Here is a 21065-nt window from a genome sequence, read left to right on the forward strand (position 1 = left end):
ATCAGCCGCGGCCATTGAGACCGCGCACTGCGCGACAAGGAAGTACGAGAAGGAGAAACAGAAAACATGTCCGATCCCGGTGGAGTGGCAGGCGACCAGCTGCGCGCGTTTGTAGAGCGTATCGAGCGTCTTGAAGAAGAAAAGAAAGTCATCTCCGATGACATCAAGGACGTCTATGCCGAAGCCAAGGGCAACGGCTTTGACGTCAAGATCCTGCGGAAGGTCGTTTCCCTGCGCAAGAAGCAGCCGCATGAGCGTGAAGAGGAAGAGGCGGTTCTCGACCTCTACCTGCATGCGCTTGGCATGGCTGGTGGTGCTGGCGGCGGCGAAGGCTGACAAGCTGCGGTAACCGCGGTTCACGACAAGAAAAAAGAGCGGCTGAAAAGCCGCTCTTTTTTTATGCTCAATCTTTCACGGGTCGATGCTTCAGCGCGCGAAGCGTACCGGAAGGATGACCACTGCCGGACCGTCGAACCGGTCAGTTCGCAGGTCGCCGTAAGGATTGTTTTCAAAGCTGGCGGAGACAAAGCGGTTGCCAGGCATCATCACATTCTTCAGCTGGCGCTGGTTGGGGTGGCTGAGCCACGCGAAGGTCTGATGACGCGTGGTGCCTGCGCCGGACAGAAGCGTCGGAGCGGATTTGTCCGGCAGGCTTGCAAAACCGGCAAGCGGATCGACAATCTGATCACGCGGGATCCGGCCTGAAACGGACTGCTGGCGTGCAGGGGCTGTCTTGGCGGTGGCACCGGCTGCCGGCCGATTGGCCTGTGCCCGTGCCGGTTCGCTTACCGACGGACGCAGCGAGCGGCTCAGGCTCGTCGGTGCTGCAGAGGCCGAGGCATAGGCAAGCGTCGTTTCCGAACGCGGTGCAGGCACCGGAGAAGGTACGGAAGTACCCGTTGCTGCGGCAATGGCTGCGACCGGATCATCGGTCGGAGCGGAGCCCGGAACGGGGACATCGCCGGTCAGGCCGAGATTAGCCGCTGCAACCTTGGCAGCATCGCTAAGACCCTTGCTGGGTTTCTGCTGCGGCGTGCGCGAGGCTACCTGGAACCGCGAGTCGATTGCTTTCTCGGGAACCGGGTTTGCACCTTGTGTCGGCGCGCTCGGTTGCCCCGTCTCGATTGCAAACCGCTGTGCATCAAGCGTGTTCGGTGCGGGCGGGGGCGTCTTGCTTGCCGCCACGGCGGGAATATCCGCAGGCGGTTTTACGATCGGCGCGTTGCTGGCCACGACAATCGGTGCTGCTGCCGGTGCTTCCGGTTCGCTTTCCAGGACCTTCCGGCTGGGAACAGGCGGATTTTCGATCACCACAGCCGGGGCTTCGGCAACCGGTGCCGGCGGCGTGTTGCCGACGGCGCCCGGACGCTTGGATGTGTTGTCACGGTTGTTGCCGCCGCCAAAGAGGCTGGCAAACAGGTTGCCGCCACCGGAGGACGCATTGTCATCCTGCGCGGTTACCGGAATCGGTTTGCCCGGGCGGGTCAAATTCTGGTCGCGCGTGCTCAGGCCATTGGAAGAGCTTGAGCGCGTGTTGGACGCGACGATCGTCGGTTTGGAACTTCTCGACCGGCCGGATTTGCTTTCGGCGAGCGCAACCTTGTAGCCGCTCATAGGTTTGCCGTCGGACGGAAAGTGAAGTGTCTTGCCGTCCGGGAACACGCGAGCCAGTTCGGAACGGCTCATGCGCGGCCAGTGACGGACACTGCCGGTGTCCATGTGCACGAAGGGGGAACCGGATCTCGGATAATAGCCGACGCCGCCCACTTCCTTGCGCAGGCCAGTGGCACGCAGGGTGGCAAGTTTCACGCCGGGAATGAAAAAGTCCATCGCCTTGCCGAGCGTGTGCTGGCTGTTCTTGGCAACGCCAGAGGACCGCTTGCGCAGCATGTTGTTGGTTGCGGGAGACCGGTAGCTGGAGACGACGTGGATCGGCTGGCTTGCGCCCACCTTCTGGTAAACTTCCCAGACCAGATCCAGCAGTTCCGGATCGATCTTGGTCATTTCGTTACGGCGCCAGTCGCGCAGGAAGCGGTTGGCTTCGCGCAGACCATCCGGCAGATAGCGGCCGTTTTTCTTGAAAGTAATCGACACACGCTCTTTGGTATGCGTGTTGTACAGCTTCAGGGTACGCGTCTCGGCCTGGGCAAAGGTGACCAGGCACACAGACACGACAGCAAACGCGCCGGCCGCTTTCGCGGCACGCTTCAGCCAACCGACGGCGTCGAAATCAACTAACCGTGTACGCAATCTCTATCTCGCCGTTTTCAGAGGGCTTTCACCCATCCCGTGCTCCCCAGCAGGATGCATAGCCTAACTGCCGCAGGTTAAGAAGTTTTTACCCTATTTTCGCTTCGCTGATAATCGTTGCAGAACTGCAACGGCGCAAGCGCGTAGTGCAAAAACGCTCCGGTAGCGGTGGTTACCCGGAGAATGCGTCAAAATATCGTCGAAATCGACAGTTTGCGCTATGATTTGCCTCAATTCAGGCTGCCGCGTCCTTGCCGCTCTCGTCCAATCCGTATTCCTTGAGCTTGCGATAGAGCGTGGACCGGCCGATTCCCAACCGTTTGGCAACTTCTGTCATGCGTCCGGAATAATGATTGATCGCTGCGCGAATCAGTTCCTCCTCGATATCGGTCAACTTGCGGACATGGCCGTCCTGATCGAGGTTGCGCATGAAACCGAAGGGCGCCGCTTGCTCAAAACCTGCCTGAGGGGCAGGAGCCGACGGGGTGTGGTGCGGTGGAACCGAGGGTTCGCTCGGGCGGACCGGCGCTGCGGCAAGATCGCCTCCGGACAATCGATCTGGGTAGGCTATCTGTGCCTGCGGCTGGAGCGTTGCGCCCGGAGAGGCCGTCTGTTCCGTTGCCGCGGCCACCTGCGGGAAATCGTTGATCGTCAGTTGCGGGCCGTCGCACAAGACGACAGCGCGGAATACCGCGTTCTCCAGCTGCCTGATGTTGCCCGGCCAGTGATACTCCTGGAGCATCGCGAGCGTGTCCGCGGTGACGCCGGCCACCTGAGGCTTGCCTTCCTCTGCCGCGAAACGGGCCAGGAAGTGGCGGGTGAGCGCGGGAATGTCTTCTCGCCGGTCGCGCAACGGCGGGATCCAGATCGGGAAAACGTTGAGCCGGTAATAAAGGTCTTCCCGGAAGACACCTTCCTTCACCTGGTCGATCAGGCGGCGGTTGGTTGCCGAGATCAGACGGAAATCCACTTTCACCGGACGGCGAGCGCCGATCGGGTCAATCTCGCTTTCCTGCAGGGCGCGGAGCAACTTGACCTGAACTTCCTGAGGCAGTTCGCCAACCTCGTCCAGGAACAGGGTTCCGCCATGAGCTTCCTGAAACTTGCCGACATGCTTGTCGACCGCGCCGGTGAATGCGCCCTTCTCGTGGCCGAAGAGAATCGATTCGACCAGATTGTCGGGGATCGCACCGCAGTTGACCGTGACCAGAGGTTTGGACTTGCGGTCGCTGGATCCCTGAATGGCGCTGGCGATCATTTCCTTGCCGACGCCGCTTTCTCCTTCGATCAGGATCGGAATGTTCGACGCGGCGGCCCTCTTGCCCAGATTGATCACCCGTTCCATGGCCGGCGAGTGGGTGATGATGTCGGCGAAGGTCAGTGTGCCGGAGGCCTGTTTGCGGATCCGGGTGATTTCGCCTTCCAGAGCGGATGTCTTCAAGAGATTGCGGATCGAGACATTGAGCCGTTCCGGCGCCACCGGTTTGACCACGAAATCCTGAGCGCCCGCGTTCATGACGTTGACCACGGTATCGATGCCGCCGTGGGCGGTCTGAACGATGACCGGCGTTGCGTTCTTGTCGGAGCGTAGACGTTCCAGAACGCCCAGACCGTCGAGCTCGGGCATCACCATGTCGAGGATGATCAGGTCGATCTCGCTGGCTTCCGGGCTCGACATGATGCGCACCGCTTCGGCACCATTCTCGGCCGTTTTCGACCGGTAGCCGAATTTTTTCACGGCTTCCTGAAGCAACCTGCGCTGGATGGGATCGTCGTCAACAATGAGAATTTTGCCGCTGAGTGCTTGCATTGGCGGTTTCGCTCGTCCCGAATTGTCTCGTTTCGAACCATTCTGGTCGCAATTGGGTAAACAAATCGTCCAAGTGCAGGCAAAAAAGTTTTCACAGTCAGATTGCAGGCGGGCCTTTTCCCGGCCTACTAATTCTAACAACAGAAGATTGCCGGACCCGTTCGTCCGCAGACGCACCGGAGAAAAAAACTTGCCCATCCCACATCCCGTCCATGCCCCTCAGGCCGCCGCTTCAGGAGATCTCGGAGCGCTTCCCGAATGGGACCTCACGGATCTCTATCCCGCGGTCGACGCGCCGGAGGTTGCTGCCGACCTAAAGGAGATCCTGGAGCGGTCGAAAACCTTCGAGACGTCCTACAAGGGCAGGCTGGCCGATATGGCCCAGAGCAATGTTCCCGCGCTGGTCACCGCAATTCGCGCCTATGAGGAACTTGAAGACCTGATGGGCAGGCTGATTTCCTTCGCCGGCCTGGTCTATTCGGAAAACACGATCAAACCCGCATCGCAGAAATTCTACGGCGATGTGCAGGAGCAGATCACGACGGCAAGTTCGCATCTTCTGTTCTTCACGCTGGAGATGAACAAGATCGATGACGGCGTGATGGAAACTGCGCTCCAGGACAGCCAGTTTGCGCATTACCTGCCGTGGATCGAGGATCTGCGCAAAGGCAAGCCCTACCAGCTGGAAGACCGGGTGGAGCAACTGTTCCACGAAAAGTCCGTCACGGGCGCGGGTGCCTGGAACAGGCTCTTCGACGAGACGATGGCCTCGTTGACGTTCGATGTCGACGGTCAGGAACTGTCGATTGAACCGACGCTCAACATGCTGGTGGATCCTTCGCCCGATACCCGCCGCAAGGCGTCGGAAGCTCTGACGGAGACCTTCAAGGAAAACCTGCGCACCTTCACGCTGATCACCAACACGCTGGCCAAGGACAAGGAAATCTCCGATCGCTGGCGGAATTTCACGGACATTGCCGACAGCCGCCATCTTTCCAACCGGGTCGAGCGGGAAGTTGTCGATGCGCTGGTGGCGGCCGTGCGAGATGCCTATCCGCGCCTGTCGCATCGCTACTACAAGCTGAAGGCAAAGTGGCTGGGCATGGACCAGCTCAACACCTGGGACCGCAACGCGCCTCTGCCGAATGCCGACACGCGAGTGATCCCCTGGGATGAAGCGAAGGACACGGTGCTGTCCGCCTACAGCGCCTTTTCACCCGACATGGCGGAAATCGCAGGCCGGTTCTTCGACCGGCGCTGGATCGATGCGCCGGCCCGCTCCGGCAAGGCGCCCGGTGCGTTTGCGCATCCGACAGTGCCAAGCGCGCACCCCTATGTGCTGGTCAACTACCAGGGCAAGATCCGCGACGTGATGACCCTTGCCCACGAACTGGGCCACGGTGTTCACCAGGTGCTGGCGGCACCCAACGGACCGCTGATGGCGCCGACACCGCTGACCCTGGCGGAAACGGCCAGTGTGTTCGGCGAGATGCTGACGTTCAAATCCCTGCTTGCCAAGGCGGACAACCCGCAGACCCGCAAGGTGATGCTGGCCTCCAAGGCGGAGGACATGATCAACACGGTGGTGCGCCAGATCGCCTTCTACACCTTTGAGCGCAAGGTGCACACGGAACGGCGCAATGGCGAGCTGACATCGGACAAGATCGGTGAATTGTGGCTGTCGGTGCAGGGCGAAAGCCTCGGTCCGGCGATCAAGTTGAGCGAAGGCTATGAAACCTTCTGGACCTATATTCCGCACTTCATCCATTCGCCGTTCTATGTCTATGCGTATGCCTTTGGCGATTGCCTGGTGAACTCGCTTTATGCGGTTTACGAGGAAGCGGAGACCGGATTCCAGGAGAAGTATTTCGATCTTCTGAAGGCTGGTGGTACCAAACACCATTCTGAACTTCTGGCGCCGTTCGGACTGAGCGCGGTCGATCCGGATTTCTGGAAAAAGGGCCTGTCGGTGATCGAGCGGATCATCGACGAACTCGAAGCCCTGGAAGAGGCTTGACGCGGTTTCCGATGACACGGCCAGCGTTGCCACCCTTCCACCACACGCCCTATGACGGCACCAGCCAGCCTTTCACCGTCGGTCTGAAGCCGATCGGTGAGGAGGCCTGGCTGGAACCCGATCCCTTTCTGGTGAAACATCTGGGTGAGAAGAAACGGCTGTTTTCCGATCATCTGGAAACGGTTTTCCGTGCAGAGCCGGACACAGATGCCGCGCAGCAGGAGGTCCTGGACCTCCTCACGGAGAACCTCTCGCGGTTTCATGCAGATACCCACCGGGTCGGGGATGCCGAAGTCGAGATTGTCGCCAACGGCGCGCGTATCCCGCTCGCCGGGGCTCCCGCACTCGTAACGGCTGCAAGTCTTGTGCAGGAAGATCTTGTCTTGATGCGGCCCGGGCAGGACGGCTACAGGCTCACGGCTGCCGCGCTCTGTTTTCCCTCGTCCTGGTCTCTGGCGGAGAAGTTCGGCCAGTCCATGACGGGCATTCATGAAAATGTTCCTGGCTTCAACGGAAGCCGCATGGGAATGATGGTGGCCCGGATATTCGACAATCTGAAAGCCGGACAGTTTCTGGAGCGATTCAACTGGTCGATCTATCCCGACGGCGACCTTCACCATCCCTTGCCGAAACAGATCCGCGTCAAGATTGACGACGGAGCACTGGCCCAGCTTTTCCTACGGGTCGAGCGGCAAACCTTGCGGCGTCTGCCCGGGTCCGGCGATATCCTGTTCACCATCAAGATCCATCACGATCCGTTGGCGGCACTGGAAGCGCAGGAAGGGCGTGCAGGGCTGGCGGAAGGGCTCCGCAAGCAGCTTCTTGCGCTTGATCCGGATCAGCTTGCCTACAAGGGCCTTGTGGCAACACGGGACGATCTGGCCCGGGCGCTGGAAAAAATCAGTCTCGGCTAGCGGAAGATCGTGCTGTGTGCTGAGCGTCAATCAGTGCCCTGACCTTTTCCCGATCTTCAGCGCTCGCCGGGTGGTAGACCATCATCGCAAGGTCCGCACGGCCGTCTACGGCAAAGGTCGAACATTCAAGGCTCATCCAGCCGGCCACAGGGTGTTTCAACCGCTTGGTAAGGTCGTCGGAGGCGAGGACGTCATGGTCCTTCCACAGGCGTTCGAAGTCCTGGCTCAGCTGGCACAGTTCCTCCACCAGGGATGTGGTTTCATATGCGGCGCCGGCGCGTACCACATCCGCCCGAAAAGCACCGACGACGAAACGGGCGACGCTTTCCCAATCCGCCTGGATATTGCGGACCCTCGGGTCGCTGAAGATCAGCCGCAAAATGTTGCGTTCGCCGGGGGGCAAGCTGGCGTAGTCGGTCAGGACGGCCGAAGAAGCGCGGTTCCAGGCAACGACGTCCCAGGTGTGGGTCCTGATCATGGCAGGGGTCTGTTCCAGGGCATCCAGAACGTTCTGAAGCCGGGGCGACACGCCTTGCTGCGGTTGGTAGCGAACGTCAGGGGCACGGCCGAGCCCGATAAGATAAAGGTGCTCGCGTTCGACATCCGTCAGCATCAGGGCCTTTGAAACCCGGTCAAGGACGTCGGCTGAAGGCGCACCGCCACGTCCCTGTTCAAGCCATGTGTACCAGGTGACGCTTACATTCGCGCGTTGTGCGACTTCTTCGCGCCTCAGGCCCGGCGTTCGCCGGCGGGTGAGGGGAATGCCGAATGCAGCGGGATCCAGTTTTGCCCTGCGATCCTTCAGGAACCGGCCCAGTCTATTGTCTTCCTGGATATCCGCCATCTTATCCTGTCAGTCATTATACCTGTATAAAGTCACTACTTTAACTGGATAAATATTGCCGCAAGACTGCTCGCCGTTCAACCAACGGAGTGTTTTCATGCGAGTATTCGTTACCGGCGCAACAGGGTTTGTAGGCGCCGCCGTCGTTTCGGAGTTGTTGCAGGCAGGCCACCAGGTGCTTGGCCTCAGCCGATCGGAAAGAGGGGCTGCGCACCTCCGGTCTCAAGGAGCGCAAGTGCAGATCGGGTCACTGGAGGATCACGACAGCCTTCGTGATGGAGCGAGGGCAAGTGACGCTGTCGTGCACACGGCGTTCAATCATGATTTTTCGCGCTTTGCCGCAAGCTGTGAGGAAGACCGTGCCGCCATTCTGGCCCTCGGCGAGGGGCTATCCGGAACAGACCGGCCGCTGCTGGTTACTTCGGGTGTTGCCGTTGTCCGGTCCGGACCGGTGGCAACTGAAGCCGATCCGGCGGTTCCAACCTCACCGGCCTATCCCAGAGCTACCGAGGCCGCGACGGCCGAGTTGGTGCAGGCCGGGATCAACGCCAGGGTGGTCCGCCTGCCTTTCTCGGTTCATGGACCGGGTGATCATGGTTTTGTCCCGATGCTGATCGGCATCGCCCGGGAGAAGGGGTTTGCCGCCTATGTTGGCGATGGTGAAAACCGCTGGCCGGCAGTGCACCGTCTGGATGCGGCAAGGGCTTATCGTCTGGCACTTGAAACACCGGAGACAGATGGTCCTTTTCACGCAATCGGCGAAGAAGGCATTCCTTTCCGCGCAATCGCCGAGGCAATCGGCCAGGGACTGGACCTTCCCGTGCGCTCGCTCATCCCGGACGACGCAGGATCCTATTTCGGCTTCCTGAGTATCTTTGCCGGAATGGATGGTCCTGCGTCCTGCGACAGGACCCGGGCTGCGCTCGGCTGGCAGCCGGCAGAATGCGGTCTGCTGGCGGACATCGGCAGGAGCGGCTATTTCTGAAACTAGCCGGGCGTTGCCAGGCTGTTGGACGCCTGCGTCGGAATAGCGGCTGGTGGAGCTGGATATTGTTGCGGTAGTTCATATGTAGTGCCAGGAGACCGTATCCAACGGTTTGATGCATCGGGCGTTCCCGGAACGCCAGTTGTTACAATGGAGCCCGCCACCGCATGGCCGACAGCAAAGACCGTGAAAGCAACCGCCTCAGCGCTCGCATGGGGCGCTACGCCAAAGTCGGCACCAACATGGGTGGCATTGCCGCAAAGGTGGCCGGGGCACGGTTGTTCGGCATGGAACTCGACAATGCCAAGAACGCGGCCGAACTGGCCGCGGCCCTTGGCGGGCTGAAAGGCCCCTTGATGAAGGTGGCGCAGCTCTTGTCGACGATCCCGGATGCATTGCCGCCGGAATATACGACCGAACTTGCCAAGCTGCAGGCCAGTGCACCCCCCATGGGCTGGGCCTTCGTCAAACGCCGGATGCGGGCTGAGCTCGGTGCGGACTGGCAAGGCCGGTTTGCCGAATTCGGCAAGGAGCCGGCTGCAGCGGCTTCCCTTGGACAGGTGCACCGGGCCACCGGCCATGATGGGCGGGTTCTGGCCTGCAAGCTGCAATATCCGGACATGGCTTCTGCAGTCGAGGCGGATCTCAAGCAACTGCAGATGCTGTTTTCATTGCATCGGCGCATGAGCCCGGCCATCGATACGCGCGAGATCGCCAAGGAAATCAGCGCCCGGGTCCGTGAGGAGCTGGACTATGCCAGGGAGGCGGCACATATCGCCGTCTATCAGGGCATCCTGGGAGATTTCGACCGTATCCGCGTACCCGAAGTGATTCCGGAGCTGTCGACCAAACGCCTGCTCACAATGGGGTGGCTCACCGGAAAACCTCTGCTCGACTACAAGGAACACAGCCAGGACGAGCGCAATCTGCTCGCCAGAACCATGTTCCATGCCTGGTGGCATCCGTTCAGTCATTTCGGCGTCATTCACGGTGACCCACATCTGGGCAACTACACCGTGTTCGAGCAGGAAGGCGCTCCGGCGGGTATCAATCTGCTGGACTACGGCTGCATCCGCATCTTCCCCGAGGCGTTTGTCGAGGGGGTTGTCGAACTCTATCGTGGCCTTCTGGAAGAAAATGACGATCGGGTGGTCGCGGCCTATGAGCGCTGGGGCTTCAAGGACCTGAAGAAGGAAGTCATCGAGGTTCTGAACATCTGGGCAAGGTTCATCTACGGTCCTCTGCTCAGTGACCGCGTCCGATCGATCGCGGACGGCGTGTCGGCTGCCGAATACGGACGCAAGGAAGCCTTCCGCGTTCATTCCGCGCTGAAGCAACTGGGGCCGCTGACGGTGCCGCAGGAGTTCGTCTTCATGGACCGGGCGGCAATCGGGTTGGGCGGAGTGTTCCTGCACCTGCGGGCGGAACTCAATTTCTTTGAGCTGTTCAACGAGCAGATCGACGGTTTTGAAGCGGCAACCGTGCGCAAGCGCCAGAACGATGTACTGGCTTCAGCCGGGCTTTCCGGAGCCTCACATGCTGCCTGATTGTGCGAAGGTTTTCAGTGCGAAAAGGGATGCCAAAGCCAAAGCTGTCAAAAAGTCGCGACCTGTGTGACGAAATGTGCACTTCCCGTCATTGCCGAACCGGCAGGCTTTATTGTATGTAGGCTGCCGACTATCGAATTTTCCTGGGGGACTTCATGTCTGACGAAACTGCGCCCGCAATGGACTATGACGCTCACGAGCAGACTTACGAGGGGTTCATCAACTTCTCCAAGATCGGCACGATCGCAGTCCTGACCATTGTCGTCTGCCTGATCATGTTCGCCTTTGGCGGCACCGCTGCTACCGTGTTTGGCTGGCTGCTGCTGATCGCAACCCTCATTGCCACCGCTGTCGGCATGGCTCTGGGTGCATCCGGCTGGATCCCGCCTGCAGCTGTCTTCGTTCTGAGCGGCATCCTGGCGATCCTGACCGTCTGAGCTAAGCCTCCGGCCTTCATGGTCCGGCCAGCACAGACGAACACATCTGTTTTTGGAAAGGCGCGGTCAGATCCGCGCCTTTTCCTTTTGTTCCTGGACCCCAAGTGCGATGAGCCAAGCCGCGCCAGCATCCTTTGTCTATGACCCGCCGCTGGAGCCGTTTCTGACGGTGCTGCACGCAGATGACGATCTTCTGGTCATCGACAAGCCGAGCGGGCTCTTGAGCGTGCCAGGCAAGGCTGCCGAACATGGCGACTGCGTCGAAAGCCGCGCGCAGGAGCGCTTCCCAGATGCGCGGATCGTTCACCGGCTCGACATGGATACGTCCGGTGTCATGGTTCTTGCAAGGAACCCCGCAGCACATCGGCATCTGGGGCTTCAGTTCGAACGGCGCAAGACGCTCAAGACCTACATTGCCGATATCTGGGGGAGCCCGTCAGAAGACGAGGGAGAAATTGATCTGCCGCTCGTTTGCGACTGGCCGAACAGGCCCAAGCAGATGGTCAGCTTCGAGTTTGGCAAACCTGCGCTCACCAGGTGGAAGGTACTTGAGCGGAAAGAACTGACGACGCGGGTCCGGCTGTTTCCCCATACGGGACGGTCGCATCAACTGCGTGTCCACATGCTTTCGCTCGGGCATCCAATCACCGGCGACAGGTTCTATTCGGAAGGTGAGGCGCTGACAGCCTCCAGCAGGCTTGCGCTCCACGCCGAAACGCTTGAACTGCACCATCCGGCACATGGGGAGCGGATCTGTTTCCGGTCCGAAGTACCGTTCTGACGCTCATTGGTGTTGGTGATTGGTTTGCCGGTCAGCTCAAGACGGCTGTCCCAGGTTGCGGTCAGGCGTTCGCCAGATATCTTTCCATTTGCAGGTCGGGATAGAGCTCCCGCATGCGGTGACCGCAGATCTTGTCGATGATTTCGCATTCCTGACGGGACAGGTTTTGAGGCGGCGTATAGGAAACTTCTGGCTCGAAGTTCGTTGCAGACGTCGGTTTCCAGGTGTTGATCTTCGTGTCGGCCACTTCGGGCTTGATGCCCGTCAGGTTGGTGAAGGCCTCTATCCGGTCGATATTCTCCTGAAGGTTTTCCGTCAGGTCCTCATATTCGATGACGTGCAGCATTGCCGGCAGGTTCTCGAACTGATTGCGCTTCAGCGTGACGATCACTTCCGTGTTGGCGATCCACTCGGTGCAGCCTTCGACAAGCTTCGACAGGTCAGTGATCCAGCCCTTCGACTTCTGCGACCTCAGGACATCGTAGACATTCCGATAGATGTAGATGCATTTGAGGTCGCTGATCAGGTCCGACGTCTTGACGACGCTTTGAAAGGAAACATTGGGAACCTTTACTGCCCAGATATCCTTGTCGATTGCCTGCGTCGCATCGTCGTAGCTCTGCCTGTAGACCTGCACGGCTCCGACCAGCGCATGGGTTGGAAATTCTGCCGGCAGATCCAGCCCAACCATCCAGTAGTCATAGTTCTCTTCGAAGATGTTGTTCCACTCGAAGGCTTGCCGTTCCTGGTTGTTCTGGACGTTTACAATCTCCTTGTGGGCAAACTCGCACAAGTTGATGATGCGGCGCCCACAGGTTTCCCCGTAGCAAATTCCGTTTTCCGAGCTTGTGATCAGCCGTTGCAGGAGCGTTGTTCCTGAACGCGTGGTCGGCGAAGTTACGAGAATGGGACTGGCTGTCATGGTGCGAAGCTGGCTTTTCTTCGTCTGGAACGGCGGTCTCGTGGCGAATCGCTTTGAAAACGCTAACACGAATGAACGCTGACGTCGAAAAGGGTGCACTTGCGCAACCTGCGCTCGCAGCGATGTGCGAGCGCGATACTAGATGAAAAGGCTTGCTGGGTGTCGTGGCCGGATCAGCCGTTGCCGACGCGGCCAAGACCTTCGCGGGCGATCTTGTTGGAGTTGTCCAGCGTGATCGCACGGGTGTAGCTCCGGCGCGCATCCTTCGGATTGTTGAGCATTTCCTGGGCGAGGCCCCGGTTCGCCCAGGCAATAGCGGAATCCCGGTCGAGGTTGACAGCCATCGACAGGTCCGAGAAGGCGGCGTTCGGGTCGTTTACCGCGATGTAGGAGATGCCGCGAGCGATATAGGGAGCGCTTGCCTTCGGGTTCAGGCCGATGGCAGTCGCGAAGTCCTCGATCGCGCGCTGATGCTGGTTCTGCGCCTGGTAGATCAGACCGCGATTGTAGAACGCACGGGCATCGCTGCTGTCACGGGTGATGACGGAATTGAAGTCGGCAAGGGCAGCGTTGTAGTTGCCCTGTTGGCGATAGATGTTGCCGCGCCCGACATAGGCCACGTCATAGTCCGGCTTGATGTTGATCGCGCGGGTGTAGTCGGAGACCGCCTGATCGTTCTGGCCCATGCGGCGATAGACAAGACCGCGGTTGGCATAGGTCTGGTAGGACTGCGGGTTGAGCTGCAGAGCCCGATTGAAGTCCTCGACCGCCTTGTCCAGCTTGCCGGCCTGGCCGTAGGCAATGCCGCGGGTGCTGTAGGCGCTTGCATCGTTCGGATTGGCATCGATCACCGCCGTCAGAGAGGCGATGTTGGTCGAAGACCCTGCCGAAGCATTGGTCGGCACATCGTCGTAGACGCCCGTGGTGCAGGCCGACAGCACGGCAGCAAGGCCAAGCAACGTTGCATGGGGCAGAAACTTGCGCATGCGGCACATACGATCTCTAAGGGTCAAGCGATTAGACATGCCGTTCATCTGCCTCCAATAGGGCGGGAGTATGGCTGCTTCACGCTCTTTGAACCGAGCCGGAAGCATTCCCCGCAAAACGCCAAAAGCCGACCGGAACTTCGGTCGGCCTTAGGGCAGTTTTGAGAAGATTGGCGGCCAAATCCGCCAGAAACGCTCAAGCCGAACTTAGCGGCGAGCGGACTTGCCCGGGAGCAGGCCTTCACGCTGTGCCCGCTTGCGAGCCAGCTTGCGTGCACGGCGAATTGCTTCAGCCTTTTCACGCGCCTTCTTTTCGGACGGTTTTTCAAAGTGACCGCGAAGTTTCATTTCACGGAAGATGCCTTCGCGCTGCATCTTTTTCTTGAGCGCCTTCAGCGCTTGATCGACATTGTTGTCGCGAACCAGAACCTGCACGCGTTTTTTCCCGTTTTCGATGCGCTGCAGAGGATCCGCAGCAAGAATAACCATGATGGAAGCGAGACTTCGCCAACGAACCTTACGGTGGTTTCAAAAACACATGCGAATGCCCATCGGTTTACCGATCAACCAAGCATCCACTTGTGTACAGAGACCTTATCGCCGCTGACGCGTCGCTCACTTTGGCGCGCTTAATACCAGAGCAAACCCTATGTGTCCACAGGCATTCGCAAAGAAACCCGCCAAAATCGGATTCCGGCACCTGCGCCGGAGCGTGTCCCCAACCCGTAGAACAAGTGTGGACACCGGACAGTATCACGACTAGAGGTGGATGTCTCACCCCGGTCAGAAGAGCCTCGTGCAAGAAGGCGTGACCTTGCCCACATTGTTGGAGGAAACAATGGCGCAGAACGCGTCAAGGGCTCCCGATTCGGACAAGAGCCAGTCCCTTTGGCGGAGCGACATACGGCCTACCCTTTCTCTGGGGTTGCCGCTTGCCGGGGCCCAGTTGGCCCAGATGGCCATCAATACCACGGACGTTCTGATGATCGGACGTCTCGGCGCGCAGGAGCTTGCTGCCTCCGTGCTGGCCTTCAATTTCTACATGCTGGTCTGGTTTTTCGGCATGGGTGTGCTGCAGGCGGTGATTCCGCTTGCCGCCCGTGCCCGCGGCCAGAAAAAGCTGCGCGACCTACGCCGGGCCGTGCGCATGGGTTTCTGGATTTCCGTCCTGTTCTGCATTCCGGTCTGGGGCATCCTGATCTTCATCGAGCCTATTCTGCTGATGCTGGGGCAGGAGCCGGAACTGGCCAGGCTCGCGGGAGTCTACATGGTCTATCTGCAATGGACCATGTTGCCCGCTCTGCTGATCATGGCCGTGCGCGGCTTCCTGACCGTAATGGAGCGGACGCAGGTGGTGCTCTGGGCGACGATTGCCGGTGCCATCGCGAATGCGTTCCTGGATTATGTGCTGATTTTCGGCGAACTCGGTTTCCCGCGCCTGGAACTGGTTGGGGCGGGGATTGCCTCGGTTATCAGTGCGACAACGACATTCCTGTTCCTGCTGGCGTATGCCGTGCTGCACCCCAGGCTGCGGCGCTACAACATTCTTGGCCGTATCTGGCGGTCGGACTGGCCTGTCTTCTTCCAGATCGTCCGGCTGGGAACGCCGATTGCACTGACCATCATTGCAGAGGGCTCCCTGTTCACGGCCTCGTCGGTGATGATCGGCTGGTTGGGCACGCTTCCGCTTGCCGGTCACGGCATCGCCCTGCAGATCGCATCCATCACCTTCATGGTGCCTGTCGGTCTGTCCGTGGCCGCCATGACCCGCGTCAGCCTTGCTTCCGGGCGGGACGACCACAAGGGGGTCGGCCGCGCCGGCTGGACCGCGCTGGTCGTGACCATGCTGTTCATGGGCCTATTTGCCATTCTCTTCTGGACGATCCCGGAGCAGCTGGTGGGCGCATATCTCGACCTCAGCGACCCTGAAGCCAGGGAAGTGATGGCCTATGGCGTCTCGTTCCTGACGGTTGCGGCACTGTTCCAGCTTGCCGATGGCGGCCAGATTATCGGTGTCAATAACCTGCGCGGCCTGGGCGACACCACGATACCGCTTTTCTACGCCCTGTTTGGCTACTGGGTCGTCGGCATCAGCCTGTCGCTTGGACTTGGTTTCGTGGCCGAATGGGGCGGGGTCGGTGTCTGGTGCGGCCTGGCGGGCGGCCTTGCCTCCGTTGCGGTGCTGGCGAACCTGCGCTTTGCCCGACGGGAAAAGCTGGGTCTCGTGCCCGGCTGAGCCAGCCCCGTGTCGGCAACGTATCGGCGTCAAAACCAGAAAGCCCCGGCTCGTGTCCGGGGCTTTTTCAATCCTTTTCAGATGGTCCTGTTCAGGACTTTAACGAGATCCGGTTGACGTGGCCCATCTTGCGGCCTTCGCGGGTTTCGGCCTTGCCGTAAAGATGCAGACGGGCGGCGGGTTCCTTGAGAACCTCGTGCCAGCTGTCGGCGTCGAAGCCGATGAGATTTTCCATGACGGCATCCGAATGCCGCTCTGCAGAGCCAAGAGGCCAGCCGGCGACAGCGCGAATGTGCTGGTCGAACTGGGACGTCAGGCAGGCGTCCTGCGTCCAGTGGCCGGAATTGTGAACGCGCGGTGCAATCTCGTTGACCAGCAGTCTTTCGCCCGCTGCCTCGCGCACCAGGAACATTTCAACGCCCATGACACCAACATAATCCAGACCGGCAACAATCTTCCCGGCCATCGCACGGGCTGCGTCCAGCGTTGCCTGCGAGACGCCGGCCGGAACAGTCGAGGTCTTCAGGATGTGGTTTTCGTGATGGTTCCGGGCAACGTCGTAGCAGGCAATGCCGCCGTCCAGGTCGCGTGCGACAATCACTGAGACTTCACACTCGAAGGGGATAAGCGCCTCGAGCACCATCGGTACTGCGCCGAGCTTTTCGAAGGCGCTGTCGGCATCCTCGGGCTTGCGGATCATCTGCTGCCCTTTGCCGTCATAGCCGAAGCGGCGGGTCTTCAGTACGCCCTTACCGCCAAAACGCGCAACGGCTTCTTCGAGATCCTGCTGCGAGGCAATGTCGGCGAAGTCGGCAATGGCAACACCGGCACCGGAGAGAAACTGCTTTTCGAACAGCCGATCCTGGGAAACCTCCAGCGCGCGTACACCGGGGCGCACCGGAACCTTGGCGTCGAGATGGGCAGCGGTCGGGCCCGGCACGTTTTCGAATTCATAGGTGACGGCGTCGACGGAAGAGGCGAAGCGGTCGAGCGCGTCGATGTCCTCATAGGGCGCAACCGTGAAGGTGGCGCTGACGTCAAAAGCGGGACTGTTCGGATCCGGGCAGAAGATATGTGTCTTCAGACCAAGGCTGGCGGCCGACTGCGCCAGCATCCGGCCGAGCTGGCCTCCACCAAGGATGCCGATGGTGTCGCCTGGGCTCAAACGGGTTTTGGCGTTCATGGTATGGATCCTGCCCGCGTCGGGCTATTTCAGTCGTTGGATGGCGTTTCGGCGACGGCGGCAGTGCGCTCGGCGCGGAAGGCGGTGAGGGCGGTGTCGATTGCCGGATCATGCAGGGCCAGGACGGCAGCGGCCAGCAGGGCGGCGTTGGTGGCACCCGCCTTGCCGATGGCAAGCGTGCCGACCGGAATGCCGGCGGGCATCTGCACGATGGACAGGAGACTGTCCTCGCCGGAAAGCGCCTTGCTTTCGACCGGAACACCGAAGACGGGCAGCGGCGTCAGGGCCGCAGTCATGCCTGGAAGATGGGCTGCACCGCCTGCGCCTGCGATGATGATCTTGAAGCCTTCGGCCTTTGCGCTCTTGGCGAAGTCGTACATCCGGTCCGGCGTGCGGTGAGCGGAGACGATGCGTGCCTCGTAGCTGACGCCGAGCTGGTCCAGCGTGTCGGCGGCGTGTTTCATTGTCGGCCAGTCCGACTGACTTCCCATGATGATGGCGACATCCGCTTTGGCCATAAAATGCTCCAGTTTCCGGCGGGCTCAGAAGAGCCGCGGAGTATAGGCAGCGCGCCGCGCATCGCAAGCGCGAATCGGCAGATTTCGTGTCGGAAATTCACATTCGGGGTGCATGGTGCCGATGCGGGAAACCCGGTGGCAGGCAAGCTCAGGCGATGATGTCCGGGAACAGCTGATCCTCAAGTGCCGTGATCCGGTCCTTGATCATCAGTTTCTTCTTCTTCAGCCGCTGCAGCTGCAAGGCATCTTGGTTCGAAGTTGAGGCGAGTGCCTCCACGGCCGCATCAAGATCTCTGTGTTCCTGGCGAAGCTGCGCCAGTTGCAAACGCAACGCATCACTATCCATCTGCGCCATCTATGTCCCCCAAACAGGAGATAAGTCCTAATCCATTTTGCCGATGACGGGCAAGATATCATCTTAGGCCAGCCGGTGGCCGGTTTTCAAAAGTCCCTTGCTTTCGTCACGCGAACCGGGGTGCAGGTCACGATTTCGTATGTTGAAAACTTGTGAACTGGCAAATCTTTCAAGGGTAATTTTCGTGAGTCTTAAGTGTCTTAATTGGGGCCGCTTCTTCAGGGTTTCCTAAGGATAGCAGCGAGAATGCATAATTTGACGGCGAAACGCTCAAGCTATGCGCAAAGAACAATCGACAACGCCGGAATTCCTGTGGCACGATGAAAATGTTGAGCCAACAGACAGGAGGTTATCCATGTCAATGCAGTCGCATCTCGCAGAACTTGAGCGCCGTCACGCGGAAATGGAACGCAAGATTGAAGACGCTCAGTTACATCCGAGTACAGACTCCCTGCAATTGGCTGACATGAAGCGTCAAAAGCTCAAGATCAAGGATGAGATTACGCGAATACGGGAAAAGGAAACGCTCCATTAGAGGGCAGTTCCACTGAGATTGAACGCCGCGCATTGCGCGGCGTTTTTGTTTTCAGCCGCTAGAGCGCCTTTGCCTGCTCGCGCAGGGCGAATTTCTGGATTTTGCCTGTCGAGGTCTTGGGCAATTCGCAGAAGACAACAGTCTTAGGAGCCTTGAAGCTGGCAAGGTGTTGCCTGCAGAAGGCAATCAGGTCGGCCTCGCTAACCGTTGAACCGTCCTTCAGCTCGACAAAGGCACAAGGGGTTTCGCCCCATTTCTCGTCCGGTTTCGCCACCACAGCCGCGGCCTGCACGTCGGCGTGCTTGTAGAGCACTTCTTCCACTTCGATGGAGGAGATGTTCTCACCGCCGGAGATGATGATGTCCTTGGACCGGTCCTTCAGCTGGACATAGCCGTCGGGGTGCAGGACGCCGAGGTCTCCGGAATGGAACCAGCCGCCCTTGAAGGCCTTCTCTGTCGCTTCCGGGTTTTTCAAATAGCCCTTCATCACGACATTGCCACGGAACATGACCTCGCCAAGGGTCTCGCCATCGGCGGGCACCGGCTCCAGCGTTTCCGGATCGAGCACCGTCAGACCTTCCAGCGCGACATAGCGTACGCCCTGGCGTGCCTTTTTCTGTGCCTGTTCGGCAAGCGGCAGGTCGTTCCATTCGACCTTCCAGTCGTTGACGACCGCCGGGCCGTAGACTTCCGTAAGGCCATAGAGATGGGTGACGTTGAAACCGGCGGTCTTCATGGCTGCGAGCACGCTTTCCGGCGGCGGGGCGGCGGCTGTGAAGAATTCCACTTCGCGGTCAAGATCGCGCTTGTGCTCGGGCGCTGCGTTGAGGAGCGTCGACATGATGATCGGCGCGCCGCACAGATGTGTGACGCCTTCATCGGCAATCAGGTCCCACATGGTTTGCGGGCGGACCCAGCGCAGACAGACATGGGTTCCGGCGACAAGCGACAGGGACCAGGGAAAGCACCAGCCGTTGCAGTGGAACATCGGCAGGGTCCAGAGGTAGACCGGGTGCTTGGCCATGGAGGCGGTAATCACATTCGCCTGGGCCAGCAGATAGGCGCCGCGGTGGTGGTAGACCACGCCCTTCGGATTGCCCGTGGTGCCGGAGGTGTAGTTGAGCGCGATCGCATCCCATTCGTCATCCGGAAGCGACCAGGCAAAGTCCGGCTCGCCCGATTGCACGAATTCCTCATAGTCGAGGCTGCCGAGACGTTCGCCTTCCTGCGGAAATTCGGTGTCGGAAAAGTCGATCACGGTAGGTGTCACCGTCGCAATCGACAGGGCTTCCTTGACGACCGGCGCATATTCACGATCGGTGATCAGCACCTTGCAATCGGCATGGTCGAGCTGGAAGGCAATGATAGCAGCATCGAGACGTGTGTTCATGGAATGCAGAACCGCACCGGCCATCGGCACCCCGTAGTGAGCTTCCAGCATCGGCGGCACGTTGGACAGCATGACGCTGACTGTATCGTTCTTGCCGATTCCGAGCCGCGTCAGTGCGGATCCAAGCTGGCGCGCCCGCCGATAAAAGGTCCGGTAGTCGGTCCGCTGACGGCCATGGACGATCGCAACCGTGTCCGGAAACACATCCGCCGCCCTTGCCAGGAAGCTCAGCGGACTGAGCGGTGCATAATTGGCGGTGTTCTTGTCGAGACCCCGGGCGAAGGGGTTGACGCTGGCATCCATGACCATCCTCCCTGAAGCATCCCGCCAGCAGATGGGAACGGGATGCCAAAAACGTCTTGAGACCACTCTGGTGCCCTCCGCCACATGGGGGAACGGCACGGTGACCAGTTGATTTTGGCCGTATCAAAACCGGAAACGGTTTGCCGCGCAATTGGTCATTGGCGGGGGTATCCCCTTAGACGATCCACCCTGCACGCCATGTCAGGCAAGAAGGCCGACAATTCCGTCATAAGTCAGCTTGGCGCCGATCACGCCCATGAAGATATAGATGATGGCGTAGAACATTTCCGCCTTGACGATGCGCACCAGCCAGACGCCGACAAGTGTTGCCACCAGCGCAACTGGAAACAGCGTGACGGAGGTCGACAGGTTGGTGGCGTCGAATTGTCCCAGCAGGAAATAGGGCACCAGCTTGATCGCGTTCACGGTGGCGAAAAAGATGACCGCCGTTCCGGCAAACAGCATGGGCGCCATGCGCAGCGGCAGCATGTACATCTGAAAGGGTGGGCCGCCGGTGTGGCTGATGAAGCTGGTGAAGCCTGCCATCATGCCCCAGAACGTGCCCTTCGGCAGATTGTGGCCGCTCGCGGTGGTGATCTTGCGCTGCTTGAAGAGATAATCGGCGACGAAGGCCAGGGACATTATGCCGATCAGGAAGATGACGAAGGAGTCGTTGACATAGGCGGCCGTGGCCCAGCCGATGCCAATGCCCATCACGGCCGCGGGCAGCAGAATGCTGAGGGTTTTCCAGTCAGCGCGGCCGCGATAGGCAATCAGCGCGACAATGTCCATCACGATCAGGATCGGCAACATGATGCCGGCGGCCTGCAGTGGTGAAATGACGAGCGCCATGATCGGCACTCCAAGCATGGCGAAGGTGCCGCCGAACCCGCCCTTGGACAGGCCGACCAGAAAGACCGACGGAATGGCGGCCGCATAGAACCAGGGATCAGTAATTGGGATCATGTGCTGAGAAACGCGAGGAGTAGAACGGACAGGCCCGGCAGACAATCATGCCAGAGTGCTTACGTAAAGTCCCGAAGGCCGAATTG

20 protein-coding genes are annotated in these 21065 nt (G+C 59.8%); 9 read left to right on the top strand and 11 right to left on the bottom strand.

Features of this window, described 5'->3' with window-relative positions; genetic code table 11:
- Positions 1-66 precede the first annotated feature (66 nt).
- Positions 67-336 carry a DUF2312 domain-containing protein gene (locus Q666_RS46540; RefSeq protein WP_031270542.1) on the top strand — a complete coding sequence of 90 codons (270 nt, stop codon included), beginning with the start codon at positions 67-69 and terminating at the stop codon, positions 334-336.
- 90 nt (positions 337-426) lie between these two features.
- On the opposite strand, the gene Q666_RS46545 is transcribed toward Q666_RS46540, so the two are convergent.
- Positions 427-2250, bottom strand: coding sequence for a DUF882 domain-containing protein (locus tag Q666_RS46545; protein ID WP_023003518.1), 1824 nt, complete (start codon positions 2248-2250; stop codon positions 427-429).
- 235 nt (positions 2251-2485) lie between these two features.
- The gene (locus Q666_RS46550) at positions 2486-4060 is read right to left on the bottom strand and encodes a sigma-54 dependent transcriptional regulator (protein WP_023003516.1); all 1575 of its coding nucleotides are present in this window, start codon (positions 4058-4060) and stop codon (positions 2486-2488) included.
- A 190-nt stretch (positions 4061-4250) separates the two neighbouring features.
- Here Q666_RS46550 and Q666_RS46555 point away from each other — a divergent pair, with 190 nt between their 5' ends.
- Both Q666_RS46555 and Q666_RS46560 read left to right on the top strand, forming a co-directional pair.
- Positions 4251-6077: a M3 family oligoendopeptidase gene (locus Q666_RS46555; RefSeq protein WP_031270540.1), complete on the top strand. Its 1827-nt coding sequence runs from the start codon at positions 4251-4253 to the stop codon at positions 6075-6077.
- An 11-nt stretch (positions 6078-6088) separates the two neighbouring features.
- Positions 6089-6991: a DUF3445 domain-containing protein gene (locus Q666_RS46560; RefSeq protein ID WP_023003512.1), complete on the top strand. Its 903-nt coding sequence runs from the start codon at positions 6089-6091 to the stop codon at positions 6989-6991.
- Here the strand turns inward: Q666_RS46560 and Q666_RS46565 are convergent.
- A complete protein-coding gene (locus Q666_RS46565; protein ID WP_023003510.1) occupies positions 6978-7835 on the bottom strand; it encodes a helix-turn-helix transcriptional regulator in 858 nt (285 codons plus the stop codon). The genes Q666_RS46560 and Q666_RS46565 overlap by 14 nt on opposite strands.
- Before the next feature lie 97 nt (positions 7836-7932).
- Between Q666_RS46565 and Q666_RS46570 the strand changes: the two genes are divergently transcribed.
- From Q666_RS46570 to Q666_RS46585, 4 genes are all read left to right on the top strand, one after another.
- Complete coding sequence (locus tag Q666_RS46570; RefSeq protein WP_023003508.1) at positions 7933-8820, top strand: SDR family oxidoreductase; 888 nt, start codon at positions 7933-7935, stop codon at positions 8818-8820.
- Positions 8821-8987: 167 nt separating this feature from the next.
- Complete coding sequence (locus tag Q666_RS46575; RefSeq protein WP_023003506.1) at positions 8988-10367, top strand: AarF/ABC1/UbiB kinase family protein; 1380 nt, start codon at positions 8988-8990, stop codon at positions 10365-10367.
- Positions 10368-10522: 155 nt separating this feature from the next.
- Complete coding sequence (locus tag Q666_RS46580) at positions 10523-10804, top strand: aa3-type cytochrome c oxidase subunit IV (RefSeq protein ID WP_023003505.1); 282 nt, start codon at positions 10523-10525, stop codon at positions 10802-10804.
- 109 nt (positions 10805-10913) lie between these two features.
- A complete protein-coding gene (locus tag Q666_RS46585; protein WP_023003504.1) occupies positions 10914-11585 on the top strand; it encodes an RluA family pseudouridine synthase in 672 nt (223 codons plus the stop codon).
- Positions 11586-11646: 61 nt separating this feature from the next.
- Here the strand turns inward: Q666_RS46585 and Q666_RS46590 are convergent, their stop codons facing one another.
- From Q666_RS46590 to rpsU, 3 genes are all read right to left on the bottom strand, one after another.
- Complete coding sequence (locus Q666_RS46590) at positions 11647-12507, bottom strand: sulfotransferase domain-containing protein (RefSeq protein WP_023003503.1); 861 nt, start codon at positions 12505-12507, stop codon at positions 11647-11649.
- Positions 12508-12680: 173 nt separating this feature from the next.
- Complete coding sequence (locus Q666_RS46595; protein WP_208984760.1) at positions 12681-13532, bottom strand: tetratricopeptide repeat protein; 852 nt, start codon at positions 13530-13532, stop codon at positions 12681-12683.
- A gap of 168 nt (positions 13533-13700) precedes the next feature.
- Positions 13701-13928 (bottom strand): 30S ribosomal protein S21, encoded by a 228-nt coding sequence (gene rpsU / locus Q666_RS46600; protein WP_008188883.1) that lies wholly within the window; start codon positions 13926-13928, stop codon positions 13701-13703.
- 403 nt (positions 13929-14331) lie between these two features.
- Between rpsU and Q666_RS46605 the strand changes: the two genes are divergently transcribed.
- The gene (locus Q666_RS46605) at positions 14332-15729 is read left to right on the top strand and encodes an MATE family efflux transporter (RefSeq protein WP_031270537.1); all 1398 of its coding nucleotides are present in this window, start codon (positions 14332-14334) and stop codon (positions 15727-15729) included.
- A 91-nt stretch (positions 15730-15820) separates the two neighbouring features.
- On the opposite strand, the gene Q666_RS46610 is transcribed toward Q666_RS46605, so the two are convergent.
- From Q666_RS46610 to Q666_RS46620, 3 genes are all read right to left on the bottom strand, one after another.
- Positions 15821-16912 carry a 5-(carboxyamino)imidazole ribonucleotide synthase gene (locus Q666_RS46610; protein WP_023003499.1) on the bottom strand — a complete coding sequence of 364 codons (1092 nt, stop codon included), beginning with the start codon at positions 16910-16912 and terminating at the stop codon, positions 15821-15823.
- A 29-nt stretch (positions 16913-16941) separates the two neighbouring features.
- The gene (gene purE / locus Q666_RS46615; RefSeq protein ID WP_023003498.1) at positions 16942-17430 is read right to left on the bottom strand and encodes a 5-(carboxyamino)imidazole ribonucleotide mutase; all 489 of its coding nucleotides are present in this window, start codon (positions 17428-17430) and stop codon (positions 16942-16944) included.
- 148 nt (positions 17431-17578) lie between these two features.
- A complete protein-coding gene (locus tag Q666_RS46620; RefSeq protein ID WP_023003497.1) occupies positions 17579-17785 on the bottom strand; it encodes a DUF465 domain-containing protein in 207 nt (68 codons plus the stop codon).
- A 355-nt stretch (positions 17786-18140) separates the two neighbouring features.
- On the opposite strand from Q666_RS46620, the gene Q666_RS0133190 reads away from it, so the two are divergent.
- The gene (locus Q666_RS0133190) at positions 18141-18320 is read left to right on the top strand and encodes a DUF465 domain-containing protein (RefSeq protein ID WP_031270536.1); all 180 of its coding nucleotides are present in this window, start codon (positions 18141-18143) and stop codon (positions 18318-18320) included.
- Between the two features lie 58 nt (positions 18321-18378).
- Here Q666_RS0133190 and Q666_RS46625 read toward each other — a convergent pair whose 3' ends face one another.
- Together Q666_RS46625 and Q666_RS46630 are read right to left on the bottom strand one after the other, a co-directional pair.
- Positions 18379-20013 (bottom strand): acyl-CoA synthetase, encoded by a 1635-nt coding sequence (locus tag Q666_RS46625; protein ID WP_031270534.1) that lies wholly within the window; start codon positions 20011-20013, stop codon positions 18379-18381.
- A 201-nt stretch (positions 20014-20214) separates the two neighbouring features.
- Entirely contained in the window at positions 20215-20979 is a 765-nt protein-coding gene (locus Q666_RS46630; protein ID WP_023003494.1) for a sulfite exporter TauE/SafE family protein, read from the bottom strand.
- Positions 20980-21065 lie beyond the last annotated feature (86 nt).

It is taken from the genome of Labrenzia sp. C1B70, from assembly GCF_000475395.1.
GTDB classification, from domain to species: domain Bacteria; phylum Pseudomonadota; class Alphaproteobacteria; order Rhizobiales; family Stappiaceae; genus Roseibium; species Roseibium algicola.

Coding starts and splice junctions, on each gene's coding strand:
- Q666_RS46540 (WP_031270542.1), top strand. CDS start 67: ATGTCCGATCCCGGTGGAGTGGCAGGCGACCAGCTGCGCGCGTTTGTA.
- Q666_RS46550 (WP_023003516.1), bottom strand. CDS start 4,060: ATGCAAGCACTCAGCGGCAAAATTCTCATTGTTGACGACGATCCCATC.
- Q666_RS46560 (WP_023003512.1), top strand. CDS start 6,089: ATGACACGGCCAGCGTTGCCACCCTTCCACCACACGCCCTATGACGGC.
- Q666_RS46565 (WP_023003510.1), bottom strand. CDS start 7,835: ATGGCGGATATCCAGGAAGACAATAGACTGGGCCGGTTCCTGAAGGAT.
- Q666_RS46570 (WP_023003508.1), top strand. CDS start 7,933: ATGCGAGTATTCGTTACCGGCGCAACAGGGTTTGTAGGCGCCGCCGTC.
- Q666_RS46575 (WP_023003506.1), top strand. CDS start 8,988: ATGGCCGACAGCAAAGACCGTGAAAGCAACCGCCTCAGCGCTCGCATG.
- Q666_RS46580 (WP_023003505.1), top strand. CDS start 10,523: ATGTCTGACGAAACTGCGCCCGCAATGGACTATGACGCTCACGAGCAG.
- Q666_RS46585 (WP_023003504.1), top strand. CDS start 10,914: ATGAGCCAAGCCGCGCCAGCATCCTTTGTCTATGACCCGCCGCTGGAG.
- Q666_RS46590 (WP_023003503.1), bottom strand. CDS start 12,507: ATGACAGCCAGTCCCATTCTCGTAACTTCGCCGACCACGCGTTCAGGA.
- Q666_RS46595 (WP_208984760.1), bottom strand. CDS start 13,532: ATGTCTAATCGCTTGACCCTTAGAGATCGTATGTGCCGCATGCGCAAG.
- Q666_RS46605 (WP_031270537.1), top strand. CDS start 14,332: ATGGCGCAGAACGCGTCAAGGGCTCCCGATTCGGACAAGAGCCAGTCC.
- Q666_RS46610 (WP_023003499.1), bottom strand. CDS start 16,912: ATGAACGCCAAAACCCGTTTGAGCCCAGGCGACACCATCGGCATCCTT.
- purE (WP_023003498.1), bottom strand. CDS start 17,430: ATGGCCAAAGCGGATGTCGCCATCATCATGGGAAGTCAGTCGGACTGG.
- Q666_RS46620 (WP_023003497.1), bottom strand. CDS start 17,785: ATGGCGCAGATGGATAGTGATGCGTTGCGTTTGCAACTGGCGCAGCTT.
- Q666_RS0133190 (WP_031270536.1), top strand. CDS start 18,141: ATGTCAATGCAGTCGCATCTCGCAGAACTTGAGCGCCGTCACGCGGAA.
- Q666_RS46625 (WP_031270534.1), bottom strand. CDS start 20,013: ATGGATGCCAGCGTCAACCCCTTCGCCCGGGGTCTCGACAAGAACACC.
- Q666_RS46630 (WP_023003494.1), bottom strand. CDS start 20,979: ATGATCCCAATTACTGATCCCTGGTTCTATGCGGCCGCCATTCCGTCG.